A 12,789-nucleotide genomic window follows, 5' to 3' on the forward strand; every position below is an offset into this window, starting at 1 on the left:
CTCTCAACGGTGTTCGGACACAGGAGGCACTACGTGCTCACGTCGGGGCGTGGCAGGTGAGCAAACGGGAGCGCCTACGGCGTCAGGCCTACGAGGACGCGGTCGAGTACCTCTGCGCCGAGTTCGTCTCCTTGAACGAACACCTCGGCGGCCCGGAATGGGCGCGGACGGTCGAGGCGGTCACCTCCGGTGAGCCGCACACGGAGAGCTGGTATGCCGCCGTCCGGCTCCTGCACGAGGCCGTCGAGGGAGCGGGTATCCCCGGCGGCCTCGGTCTGACCACGCCCATGGGCACCCAGGAGTGGCCGGTCACCGGGCGCCGCGTCACCGGCTGGGTGTGCCCCGCCCATTCGTGCTCACGCGTGCAGCGCTTCGAGGGGGGTGGCGATCAGCCGCCCGCCCCGGAATGCGCTCTGCTGGGACGGGCGATGCGCTTCGTGACGGACTGAGCGGCATGGGCCTGCTGCTGGCACTCCAGAGCCGTATCCCGGACCGCTGGTTCCTCAGACGGCTGCTCCCGTCCGCCCTCTTCGTCGCGGTCGCGTATCTCGTCGCCGGACTCGGCCAGTCCCGCTGGTACGACGCCGGGCTCGCCGCCCGCAGGCTGGAGCGGTACCTCGGTGCGGCGGGCGGCGCCCCGGCGCACACCACGGCAGCCCTGCTGCTCTACGCGATCGCGGTGACCGCGTGCGCGTTCGCCGTGCCCGTGTCGGCGCAGGTCGTGAGCTCACTGGCCGCAGGTGCGTGGCCGTGGTGGCTCGCGCCCCTGAGCGAGCGCGTCCGGGAACGGCGCGTGCGGCGCTGGCGGTCGCCGGACGATCTGCGCGACGACGCCCTTCGCAGCCGGGGCCGCGGAAAGGTCCTGCGGGCCGCCAGGCTGGAGGCACGCGCGGCGGCAACCGCGCGGATCGCCCCTAAGACCCCCACGTGGACGGGCGACCGGCTCCGGTCCGCCGCGGACCGGGTACGCGAGTTGCGCGGTCTGGACGTCGAGACATCGTGGGTCGACCTGTTGCTGGACCTGTCGGAGTCCTCTCGTGCCGCCCTCCTCGAAGCACGCGACGGCTACGACGGCGCGTGCGAGGCAACTGTCTGGAGCCTTGCCTACCTGGCCCTGGGCGTGTGCTGGTGGCCCGCAGCGGTCGTGGGCGCTCTGGCCTGGCTGGCCTCCTGGCGGTGGCTGCGGCAGGCGGGTGACGTACTCGGGAGCACCACGGAGGCCGTCGCGCGAGCCCAGGACGCCTGAGCGGACCGGATGCGGTGGCTGGCGGGCCCCGGTCACCGGCGCTCGCATCGCCCGCCTGCCTGCCTGCCGCACGGGCCGATGCGGCCCCTGCCGTGGGCGTTCAGCCGCCGTCGCAAACGATCGGCTGCGCCCGTGGCCCCGAGGCCGTCGGCGTCAGCCACGCCACACAGACGGCCGTGGCCGTGTGCCCGTCCTCGGTGATGCGCACCGCATACCGCACCGGACCGGGGCGCGCGTCGGCTTCGGCGGTCAGGCGCAGGCCGGCGGAGACGGTGGCCCTCGCGGGGACCCGGTGCGGCGGAGCACCGGCGGGTGCGGCCCGCCAGCCCGGTGGCAGCGAAGGCGGGCGGACATCGACGGTCACCGCCCGGTTCGCCGTGCTGGTGAGCAGCAGGCCTGACCCGCTGGGCCGCAGCCGGAGCAGTCGGCTGGAGGGCGACCAGGTGCGCAGCGTGACGATGCTCACCCCGGCGGGCCGGTCGGTCCCGGGAACGACGATCCTGATCGCCGACGCGGTCACCCCGACCGTGATCTCGTCCAGGGTCAGATGCGGGGTGAGGTCGGTGGCGTCGTGTTCGAGGGGCCGGGCCACCCACTTGCCGGCGGCGTCCGGTGTTCGGATCTCCAGTCTGTCGGGGTCCACCCCGGTGAGCATCAGTTCGACGCGCGAGATCGGGACCGGGACGCCGAAGTCGACCTCCAGCCAGTCCGAGTGCCCTGGTTCGCCCGCACCGGGGCTGCCCGCCGTCGACCACAGTCCGGTGGCCCCCGCCCGGGGTCCGGCCGGTGAGGTTACCGGGGCCGAGTAGCTGGCCTTGAACGTGGGCCACGAGACGCCCTGGTGGACTTCCGTCAGGTCACGATCGTGAGTGAATCCAGGCAGCGGATCGGCCCAGCGGTCATAGGCTGCGGGCAGACCGAAGAGCGCGGTAGCCGGAAGGGCCGAGGTCTGCAGCAGGACGAGCACCAACGGGAGGGCCACCAAGCCGGCGAAGTGAGAGAGCAGCAGGGCGTAACGCGCGCGTCCGGTCCGGGCCGCGGCGGGACGGCGCATGCGAACCGGCCGCGGCAGGCGCAGCGGTGGGACGAACCTGAGCCGCCGGGGAGTCGCCGGGACTCCGGCCGTCCACAGCAGCAGTCCGCCGAGATCAGTCCCCCCGTCCGCTCCCGCGTCGTCGGCCAGAAACCGAGTGGGGACCGCGGATGCCTCCACAAGACGGACCAGGTTCCCGGCCCCCGCGGCCACCAGCCACTGCCGGACGGCGTCGTCGCCGTCCGCGAGCCCCGCCCCCGCCGAGGTACGGCGGAGCGCGGCCGTCTTCGTCAGGACGACGGCGATGCGCCGCGGTCGGCGGCCCGCGGGAAGGGCCGCGACGTTGCGCAGCACGCGTTCGGCGGTTTCGCCAGGCTCCTGCGCGGCCTGCGGCACCGAGAGGATCCGCTCCCGGTCCTCGTCGGTCGACGCGCGCCGTACGGCGGTGAGCGCCGGCCCGTCGATCACCAGCACCAGGCCGTGGGCGTGGTGGAGACCGTCCACGGCATCCAACTGCGACTGCTCGGCGAAGGCGGGCCCCGGCGGATCGAGCAGGACGAGGGAACGGCGTCCACCACGCAGCCCGAACAGGCCGGTCGCGGCGGCACCCCGCACACCGCCGCCGACGCTTCCGCGCAGCGACCGCACCCGCCGGATCAGTTGTGCCAGCCCGCTGCGCACGAGGACGCTGCGCCCGGAACCGGGCGCCCCGGCGACGAGGATTACACGGGTTCGGTGACCGTCCCGCAGCACGGGGCGGGAGCAGTGCGGGCACCGGGCGTCCAGCCGCCGGGCGCCGGACATGATGGCTGCGGGCAGCCGGATCCCGCAGCGGCAGACGCGGTGCAGGGCGCCGTCGCGTCCGGGTTCGAGGCGCCGGTGCCGCGCACGGCAGCCGGGGCAGATCCTGACGGGCAGGGCCACGACGCGCCCGCAATCGGCGTGCGGGCACACGCCGGCGGCGCCGGTCAGCCCGCGGGCGGCCCGGTCGACCGTCCGGCAGAGTGCGCAGAAGAGCCGGAAGCAGTCCGTCAACACGGTCCAGACCAGGAGGTGGAGCAGCAGCGCCGGCAGGAACAGCACAGCCGTCGCCAGGACGATCGCCAGCAGCCAGCAGCCGCGGTAGGCACACCCGATCAGGCCGATGCACCGGTCTCCGAAGACCTCGATACGTCTGCGAGGGCGGCCGATCGACGTGAACAGCTCGTAATCGCGCGTGAGCGCGCTCGCCGCCTCCTTGGCGTACGCCTCCCGTGCGTCCTGCCACAGGGCCGGGAACACCCGCGGGCCGGCCCGGTGCAGATACGGGACCCGGACCGGCTCGTCACTCGCGACCGCCACTTCGGGCGAGCCGCCCTCGGACAACTTCCACACAGAGCGGACATGACGCCAGATCAGTCGCGGCAGCACCCCACAGACGTAATAGAAGGCGAAACCCACCGCTGGGAACACAAGCATCGCGAGGCAGAACCAGAAGAGGACGACAGGCATGACCAGGACCTTGAGGACGGTCTCGATCCACTCACGCGCCTTCTGTGCCTTCGGACGCAGCCTAGCCGCCGTCTCGCGCACACGCGCCGGCAGTTCGGGCCGCCTCACCTCCTGTGTCCCGCGCGATCGAGCAGGCCGAACCGGTGCAGCAGCCACAGCAGCGGGTCCTCGACCCGGTGCGGCCTCGGTCCGCCGGGTGGTGCCGCGTCGCCACGGGGTGAGCGACCCAACGCCGAGAAGGCGAAGAGCTGGTAGTCCGCGCAGGTTTCACGCAGCCGCCGGTCGATGCCGTCGCTCTGCCACAGCGCCAGCAGCGCCCGCAGTTCCGCGTCCACCGCCGAACGGTCGACGGCGTCGAACCCGGGGCCGGGGGAACGTCGGCGATGCAGCGGTGAGTTGGGCGGCAGTTGTGGGGCGACCAGGTCGAGTTTCGCCACGGCGACCGCGACCGGAATGCCGATCCGGCCACGGTCCGGGGCCCCGGCTCCCGCCGTCCGCAGTCGGTCGAGCACACGCTCCACCACCTGTGCTGAATCCGCTGTCGGCGGCCGTCCGACCGGCCGGGGCACCGCGCCGGTCAGATCCTGCGGGTCGAGCAGCAGCACGATCGCGTCCGCCCCGGCCAGGCTCCGCAACTCGCCCTCGGCCGGCTCCCCGCCCGCGAACCACCGTTGGGCCGTGTCCAGCAGCACGAACGTCAGAGCCCGCTCACGCCGACCGGCGCGACGGCTCATGCGGTGGACCAACGGGCGCGGGCTCCCGGACGGAAGGGCCGGGGGAAGCACGTGCGCGTCCTCGTAGAGCGGCTGCTCGTACCGCCGTACGTCGGTGGCCGTACGGTCGTCGCAGGGCAGCAGCGCCATGCCCAGTTCCGCACCGAGGCGATGGCGCAGCTCATGCAGCGCGACGGCGGTGAAGGTGCTGCGTCCGCTGCCCGCCGGGCCGGCGAGGACCACGACGCGACTGCGGTCCCGCAGGTATCCCTCGGGCAGCCGCTCGTCGCACCACCCGCAGTGAGGCCGTGCGGTCGTACGGCCGCAGGTATCGCAGAGCCCGGTCGACAGGGGCGGACCGGCAGTGGGCCGACCGCGTCCGCCGCAGTGGCGGACGCACCGGAGTCCGATGTCGCCGCGAGTGATCCGACGCAAGCACGACGGGCACACCCAGGTGTCCGCGCCGCGGTTCAGGATCGCCATCGGTTGCGCTCCGCCCGCCCGGCCGCGATCCGTAGTCGGCTCGTCGGCGGGTCGACGAGGACCGCCTCCTCGCCAGGTTCCTCGCCGACGGCGAAACAGCGCAGCCAGGAGGTGTGCCCCCGCGGCAGCCTGGCCGTGAGGGTGACCGCCCTGCCGGGGCCCAGTTCCACGGCGCCGAGCTCGGCGAGCGTCTCGCCGTCGCCGGCGGCGAGCGGCCAGGAAGGGCCCTGCGAGCCGACGAGTAGCAGTCCTGGTACCCGCACGGGGGCGGTAGACGTGAAGACCGCCCGCACCGACGACCGTCCCGGCAGCCTTCGGAGGGCGAGCGTGTAGGCGATCTCGATGCGCGCGGGCAGTTCGAGCCGCAGCGGTGCGCCCACCGCACGCAGGCCACGCACCCTGCCGACCGGGCGCACTTCGATCTCGACGGACGCCCCGTCGGCGACCGGGAGCCGTGCCCCGCCCCGGTGGAGGTAGCCGAGGCGGGTGACAACGTGCCGGCGCGGTGCGCCGTCGGGGGCGGTCCAGGCGAACTCCACCTCGCTCGTCCCGTCCGGCGGCCAGCCGAAGTGGATGACGGCCTCGCCCGGGCCCCGGGCCGCCGTCACCTCACTCAGCTCCGGGACCGCCACCACCAGCTCGCGGGCACCGGCCACCGCCCGGTCGCCCGCGACGGTGGCCGCGAGGACGACGCTGCTGTGCCGCGGCGGCCGAAAGCGCAGACCGCCGCTGACCGGACGGGCCGTCAGCCTGACGCCCTGAGCATCGAGCTCGGGGGGATGCAGGCGCTGCCCCACGGGCCAGGGCGGCGGGCCGTCGAAGGCGTAGAGCCTGACCTCGCCGTGCGGTGGCTCGAACCGGGCCTCGAAGAGCGACCGTTCCCCGGCTACGGCAATGATCACAAGGTCCGTAACCGGCTCGGGCGGACCGAGCGGGGTTGCGGTCAGCCAGATGCCTTCGGACACCGACACCGTGCCGTCGTCCTCGGCGTAGAGCACCTGGACCAGGTAGCGGTGGGCGACGCCGTTGGGCAGCTCCCGATCGGTGAAGCCGCCCCGGTGGGCGGCCACGGTCCGGTTCCGCCCGGGACCGGACCGGTCGACGACGCGCACGGACCGGGCTTCGGCAGGCAGCTGCCATCGGGCTGTCACCACACCGTCCGCCGCCTCCACGACAGCCGCCCGGACCTCCGGCCGGTACCGTAACGGGCCGCAGACGGCGAGGTCCGACACGGGCCCCTCGATCTCGGCCGCGCGCCGGACCGCGACACCGTAGTAGACCGGCACGTTGACCGGAGCATCGGTGTCCACCAGGCGGCACCCGCCCTCGGCGGGGGTCGCCGCCAGCGGCACCCCGTCCCCCGCGGTCCGTGGTGGGCCTCCCACCCTGCGCACCACCACGTACTGCGGCTGACCGGCGGTCGACGGAGTGGGTTCCCAGGCGACCAGCACGCCCTCGGCGTCCGCTGTCGCCGTCACCCGCGGGACCGGCCGCACAATCAGTGAGCGCCGTACCTCGTCGATCCGGTGCAGGTCCCTGACCAGGGTCTCGGCCTGGTCCAGCAGCGTCCAGGCGAGATCGGGTGCGTCGACCGAGCGAATGGAGGCGTGGGTGCTCAGCTGCCACGCCTCGGCCAGTGTGTCGCGCACCTGCGCAGCCAGCGCCCCCGCCTCCCGCGGCAGCCCGTCCGGAGGGAGCCGGTCGAGAACCGCCACGGCCTCGGAGAGCCGCCCGTCGGCGACGAGTGAGCGCAGCCGGGTGGTGACCGGATCGGCGGCTTGCTCGTGCAGCACGGCAAAGACCAGCCTGCGGGCGTCCGGCGGCGCCACCGAGAGCTCGCCGGTGGCGTATGCGAGCAGGCTGCGCGCCCCCGCACGGGCCGCCCGCCGTGCCCGCAGCGGCTCGGCCAGCTCGTGCAGCAGGACTGCTTGCAGGCCCTCGGGACCCGCGTCGCCGAGGACCTTGCGCGCGGCGGCGGCGACGGCCTGAGCCGCCGTATGCGCGGCGCTGTGCGGCAGACGCCCCCAGTTGCGGGCGGCTGCCTCCAGCTCGTCCTCCCCGGGACCGGGTCCGGTGAAAGGCCGCAACGGTTCGGTCAGGCGCCCACCCGGCCCTTTCGCGGCGAGGAAGTCGGAGAGATGACGCAGGCGCAGCACGGCAAGGTGCCGTGCACAGCGGGTGTAGGCGGGATGCGGCAGGTCGCGGGGCAGCGGGTCAGGGGCGGCCACGACGACGGACAGGGTGGCGAGGGCGGCGTCCACCCGTGAGGCGTCCACTCCGTGGACGGCGCCGGCCTGCCGCCTCGTCTCGTCGGTGATCAGCCCGAGTCCGTCCGCGGCCTCGGTGAGGGTCGAGACCAGCGCCCCCTTCGCGGCGGTCGCGCGCACGTCCTGCTCGGCGAGGGCGGCATGCAGGGGAGCCAGATCACCGCCCTGCGCCGCCTCGAACAGCGCCTGGTGGACGAGATGGGCCGCCTCCAGCTCCTCGATCACCGCCCGGTAGGTCAGCCGGGTGCGCTGGCGCCGCCAGCAGGCCCGCACCGCCTGCACCGTCTCGGCGACTGCCCGGGGCGACAGGTCCTCCGGGAGCTGATAGCGGTGCCGCAGGTCCTCCCGGACCGGCAGGCCCGCCTCGAGTACCTCGCGCCGATAGCTCGCTTCGTCGAATGCCATGATCCGGCCGTGCCCGACTGCCGTCAGGCGATCCTTTCCTGGGCCAGAGCCGTACGGGCCTCATCCACGTCGTTCTGGGTCATGCCGCCGATCTGTACGGACAGATGGAGGCGCTTGCCCGTCTCGCGTTCCGTAGCCACCACTTCGAGCAGGCCCGAGCCATTGAGTGAGAACTCACAGGCGAACGGCCAGCGGGCGGGTTTGCCCGGTGGGATCTCCAGATCCCCCTCGGCGACCACGGTGTTGTGGTCGAGCTCCTCGGACTCGACGGCGCCCGCCTGTTCCATCACCTGGATGTGCACCCGGCGCTGGTTGTCCGAGACGGTGTAGAAGTCCTCGTTCACCGCGGCCGGCAGACTGTCGTTCGCGTGGACGAGGTGCGTGACGTAGGCGCGGTCGGTCTCGACATCGAGCACGCGGATGCCGTAGCCGCGCGAGGCCACGGTCGAGACCTGGTATGCCTGCCGCGTGATCCGGCCGGTGTCGGGGACGTCAGGGGCATCGGCGGCACGCAACTCACCGGAGCTGATGGCGTAAAGGGCACGATCGAGTGCGTACAGGGCGGCGCCGCGCGCCACCGTCAGATCAGGGTTGTGCAACTGGGGGTCGAAGCCGAACGCGTCGTGCAGCCGCTGCGTCACGGCCGGCATCTTGGACGCTCCGCCGACCAGCAACACCTCGTCGAAATGCGCGACCCCTCGTTCGCGGGCGACGGCGAGGGTGCGCCGGGTGATCTCCACCGTCCGGTCGAGGAGATCGGAGGTGAGCTCTTCCAGCAACTCCCGGGTCAACTCGATCTCGGCCACCAGGCCCTGGTGCATGACGCGCACCGTGTAGTGCGAGCGGAAGGAGAGGGCCTTCTTCGCCTCCTCGGCATCCCGGCGCAACTGGGTCTCGGAATGCTGGTCCGCCAACGGGTCGTCGGCATCGGGGAACTTGGCCCGGAAGGATTCCACCAGGTGCAGCACGACGCGGTCGTCGAAGTCCGATCCGCCGAGCTCCTTGGCGCCGTCGGTGCACAGGACCTGCAAATCCGTCCCGCGCAGGGTCAGCACGGTGGTGTCGAAGGTGCCGCCGCCCAGGTCGTAGACGAGCACGGTCCGGTCGCCCCCGGTGGCGGCGTCGAGTGCCCCGTAGTCGAGCGCGGCGGCGATGGGCTCGGCGACGACGTCCAGCACCCGGAGGCCGGCGATCTCCCCCGCCTTGCGCGTGGCATCCCGCTCCGCGAGCCCGAAATAGGCCGGTACGGTGATGACCACGTCCCGGACCTCGGCGCCCCCGCTGACCCGGGCGTCGTCGGCGAGCTTGCGCACGATGCGCGCGGAGATTTCCTCGGGCGTGAAGGGCCTGCCGTGGAAGGTGCGGACCACGGACTCACCCATGTCCCGCTTGATCAGCCGGACGACGTGCTCCGGATCCAGCACCGCGGCGTCCTTGGCGCTCTGACCGACGACGGTCTGGACCTCGTTCTCGAAGTACACCACGGAGGGAGTGGTGTCGGAACCCTCCAGGTTCCGCAACACCGTGGGCCGGCCGACGTCGTCGACGCTGGCGACGCAGGAGTAGGTAGTGCCGAGATCGATTCCGTAGACGGCCATATGCGGATCCTCACCTGGGGCGGACGGGCTGGGAAGGTCGGAGGCCGGCCCGTCAGGGCGCCCAGTGAGTGACGACGACCTCGGACTTGCGCACCACTCGGTCGCCCTGCTCGAAGCCCGCCGAGACGGCCCGGCCGACCGTGCGGTCCTGCTCCGGCGACACGGCGGGGATCCGTCCGACCGGACGGTGCCGCCCCGCGTCGTAGGCCTCGCCCACCTGGGCCACGTACCGGTCGACGCCGGTGGCCGCCAGTGCGTCCGCGGTCTCGTCCGCGAGCGCGCGCAGCAGGGTGCGCAGATCCTCGACGCTCAAAGGGCCGTCGACCACCTCAGCCTGTCGTTGGATCTGGTCGTGCAAGCGGATCAGCGGCCGGCGTACAACGTCGAGGGCGTGCTCGACCTCCCCGCGGCGCAGCTGTTCCACTTCTGTGTGCAGGCGCTCGATGACACCTTCACGCAGTTCGGCCAGTTCCTGCTCGCGCGTGAGTGCGGCTACGAACTCCGCCGCCAAGTCCCGCAGTTCACCGTCTGTCTCGGCTGCGACCGCTTCAGCTGATGGCTCGGACACCGTTGACCCCTTCCCATCGAAAGGTAGTTCCGACCATAGCTTCCGGAGCCGGGCCGAATCAGCCGTTCCCGCCATTTCGGTGCATGCGGACCGACCGGTGCTGGTCCACAGATGGCGGTGGGCAGTTGCCTCCGTTCACCCCGGCCCCGTTCCGGACGCACATCGGGGCCGGGTCCCCCCTCCGGACCCGGCCCTCACGCGCGTCGCCTCACACGCCGCGCAGTGCCGCCGTGGAGCCGCGTACCACCAGTTCGGGCTGGAAGACGTACTCCGTGCGCTGTACGGGGCTGCCGCCGATCTCCTCCAGGAGCGCGCCCACCGCGGCCGCCGCCATCGCCTGGACCGGCTGGCGCACCGTGGTCAGCGGCGGGTCGGTGAACGCGATGAGCTGCGAGTCGTCGAAGCCGACCACCGAGACGTCACGCGGCACGTGCAGCCCCCGGTCGCGGGCCGCGCGGACCACGCCGAGCGCCATCAGGTCGCTGCCGCAGACCATGCCGGTGCAGCCCCGGTCGAGCAGCGCGCCGGCCGCGACCTGGCCGCCCTCGACGCTGAACAGCGTGGAGCACACCAGGAGTTCGGCCTCCTCGCGGTCCAGGCCGAGCACCGAGACTGCGGCGTCCACGAAGGCGTCCCGCTTGCGGCGGGAGGGCACATAGCGCTGCGGCCCTATGGCCAGGCCCACCCGGCGGTGGCCGAGTTCGGCGAGATGGCTCACCGCCATCCGCACGGCGGCGGCGTCGTCCGGCGAGACGAACGGGGCGCTGATGCGCTCGTTGTAGCCGTTGATCAGGACGAACGGCACCCCGCGCTCGCTCAGCGCGGCGTAGCGCGCCGGGTCGGCGGAGGTGTCGGCGTGCAGCCCGGACAGGAACACGATCCCGCCGACGCCGCGTTCGACCAGCTGCTCGACGAGTTCGTCCTCGGTGGCGCCGCCGGGCAGCTGGGTGCAGAGCACCGGCGTGTAGCCGTGCCCGGCGAGCACCTGTTCCACGGACTGGGCGAACGCCGGGAAGATCGGGTTGGTCAGCTCGGGGGTGACCAGCCCGATGAGCCCGGCGCTGCGCTGCCGCAGCCGTACGGGGCGTTCGTAGCCCAGGATGTCGAGCGCCGCGAGCACCCGCTGACGCGTGGTGTCCGCGACGCCCGGCTTGCCGTTGAGGACCCGGCTGACGGTGGCCTCGCTGACGGACGCCTGGCCGGCGATGTCCGACAGCCTGAGCGCACCGCCCGCGCCGGGGCTCCTCGGCAGGGGGACGGTCGTCACACCGTCCACCACACCGTGGTGTCGGCCGGCAGCTCGACCGTGTCGCCGTCGGTCTCGACCGGGGCGCTGGACAGCAGGAGCGTGCCCGGTGCGGGGACGCGGACCGGGGCGCCCGTGGTGTTGACGGTGCAGACGAAGCCGGGGCGGGCGAAGGCCAGCAGCCCCTCGGGGGCGTCAAGCCAGCGCACGTCGGTGCCCGCGCCGAGGCCGGGGTGGGCCCGGCGGGCGGCGATCGCGGCCCGGTACAGCTCCAGCGTGGAGCCGGCCGCGCCGGTCTGCGCCTCGACGCTCAGCTCGCCCCAGCCGGCCGGCTGCGGGAGCCAGCTGCCGCCGGCGCCGAAGCCGTAGCTGCTGCCCTCGCGGGTCCACGGGATCGGGACGCGGCAGCCGTCGCGGAAGCCGTCCTGGCCGTCGGCCCGGAAGAACGACGGGTCCTGGCGGGCCTCGTCGGGCAGGTCGGTGACGTCGGGCAGGCCGAGCTCCTCGCCCTGGTAGACGTAGGCGGAGCCGGGCAGCGCCAGCATCAGCATGGTGGCCGCGCGGGCCCGGCGCAGGCCCAGCTCGCGGTCGCCGGGGGTGCGGATCTGGGTGCCGAGGCCCGCCGGGTTGGCGAAGCGGGTGGCGTGCCGGGTGACGTCGTGGTTGGAGAGCACCCAGGTGGTGGGGGCGCCGACCGGCCGCATGGCGTCGAGCGAGGTGTCGATGACCTCGCGGAGCGCGGTGGCGTCCCAGGCGGTGGCCAGGTACTGGAAGTTGAACGCCTGGTGCATCTCGTCGGGGCGCACGTAGTTGGCGGTGCGCTCGACGGTCGGCGTCCACGCCTCGGCGACGGCGATCCTGTCCCCGGGGTACTCGTCGAGGATGGTGCGCCAGCTGCGGTAGATCTCGTGCACGCCGTCCTGGTCGAAGAACGGCATGACGTCGTTGCCGAGGAGCTTGAGCTGGTCGTGGGTGCCGAGGTCGGGCAGCCCGGCCGCCTTGACGAGGCCGTGGGCGACGTCCACCCGGAAGCCGTCGACGCCCATGTCGAGCCAGAAGCGCAGGATCGAGCGGAACTCGTCGGCGACGGCCGGGTGCTCCCAGTTGAAGTCGGGCTGCTCGGGCGCGAAGAGGTGGAGGTACCACTCGCCGGGGGTGCCGTCCGGGTCGGTGGTCCGGGTCCAGGCGGGGCCGCCGAAGATGGACTCCCAGTCGTTGGGCGGGAGTTCGCCGTCGTCGCCCTTGCCGGGGCGGAAGTGGTAGCGGTCGCGCAGGGCGGAGCCGGGGCCCTCGGCGAGCGCGCGCTTGAACCACTCGTGCTGGTCGGACGAGTGGTTGGGCACCAGGTCGACGATGATCCGCAGCCCGAGGTCGTGGGCGTCGCGGATCAGCGCGTCGGCGTCCAGCAGGCTGCCGAACATCGGGTCGATGGCCCGGTAGTCGGCGACGTCGTAGCCGGCGTCGGCCTGCGGGGACGCGTAGAACGGGCTGAGCCAGACCGCGTCGACGCCCAGCTCCTTGAGGTACGGGAGTCTGCCGCGTACGCCTGCGAGGTCGCCCATGCCGTCGCCGTTGCCGTCGGCGAAGCTGCGCGGATAGACCTGGTAGATCACCGCGTCCTGCCACCAGCCGGTGGGGTGGCCCGCGGCGGCGTCGGACGTGCCGGTGGAGGGGGCAGCGAGGTGCTGGGTCATGTCGTCCCTGGGGTGTCTGGGTGGGGGTGGCGCCGGGACCGGGTC

The 12,789-nt window shown here is 73.1% G+C and carries 9 protein-coding genes; 2 read left to right on the forward strand and 7 right to left on the reverse strand.

Features of this window, described 5'->3' with window-relative positions:
* Positions 1-56: 56 nt before the first annotated feature.
* The gene (locus OG710_RS06855; protein WP_330238518.1) at positions 57-449 is read left to right on the forward strand and encodes a hypothetical protein; all 393 of its coding nucleotides are present in this window, start codon (positions 57-59) and stop codon (positions 447-449) included.
* A 5-nt stretch (positions 450-454) separates the two neighbouring features.
* Positions 455-1,246: a hypothetical protein gene (locus tag OG710_RS06860; protein WP_330238519.1), complete on the forward strand. Its 792-nt coding sequence runs from the start codon at positions 455-457 to the stop codon at positions 1,244-1,246.
* A 100-nt stretch (positions 1,247-1,346) separates the two neighbouring features.
* Here the strand turns inward: OG710_RS06860 and OG710_RS06865 are convergent, their stop codons facing one another.
* The 7 genes from OG710_RS06865 to OG710_RS06895 all read right to left on the reverse strand — a co-directional run bounded on the left by OG710_RS06865 (position 1,347) and on the right by OG710_RS06895 (position 12,744).
* Positions 1,347-3,878, reverse strand: coding sequence for a TRAFAC clade GTPase domain-containing protein (locus tag OG710_RS06865; RefSeq protein ID WP_330238520.1), 2,532 nt, complete (start codon positions 3,876-3,878; stop codon positions 1,347-1,349).
* A complete protein-coding gene (locus tag OG710_RS06870) occupies positions 3,875-4,726 on the reverse strand; it encodes a hypothetical protein (protein ID WP_330238521.1) in 852 nt (283 codons plus the stop codon). The genes OG710_RS06865 and OG710_RS06870 overlap by 4 nt, the downstream gene beginning before the upstream one ends.
* A 227-nt stretch (positions 4,727-4,953) precedes the next feature.
* Positions 4,954-7,638: a hypothetical protein gene (locus OG710_RS06875; protein WP_330238522.1), complete on the reverse strand. Its 2,685-nt coding sequence runs from the start codon at positions 7,636-7,638 to the stop codon at positions 4,954-4,956.
* 23 nt (positions 7,639-7,661) lie between these two features.
* Positions 7,662-9,236 (reverse strand): Hsp70 family protein, encoded by a 1,575-nt coding sequence (locus OG710_RS06880; protein ID WP_330238523.1) that lies wholly within the window; start codon positions 9,234-9,236, stop codon positions 7,662-7,664.
* Positions 9,237-9,288: 52 nt separating this feature from the next.
* On the reverse strand, positions 9,289-9,879 hold the full coding sequence (locus tag OG710_RS06885; protein ID WP_330238524.1) for a nucleotide exchange factor GrpE: 591 nt from the start codon (positions 9,877-9,879) through the stop codon (positions 9,289-9,291).
* A gap of 133 nt (positions 9,880-10,012) precedes the next feature.
* Positions 10,013-11,083 carry a LacI family DNA-binding transcriptional regulator gene (locus OG710_RS06890; RefSeq protein ID WP_330238525.1) on the reverse strand — a complete coding sequence of 357 codons (1,071 nt, stop codon included), beginning with the start codon at positions 11,081-11,083 and terminating at the stop codon, positions 10,013-10,015.
* Complete coding sequence (locus tag OG710_RS06895) at positions 11,068-12,744, reverse strand: glycoside hydrolase family 13 protein (protein WP_330238526.1); 1,677 nt, start codon at positions 12,742-12,744, stop codon at positions 11,068-11,070. Before OG710_RS06895 ends, OG710_RS06890 begins: the two co-directional genes overlap by 16 nt.
* Positions 12,745-12,789: the final 45 nt, after the last annotated feature.

The organism is Streptomyces sp. NBC_00525 (genome assembly GCF_036346595.1).
GTDB lineage: Bacteria > Actinomycetota > Actinomycetes > Streptomycetales > Streptomycetaceae > Streptomyces.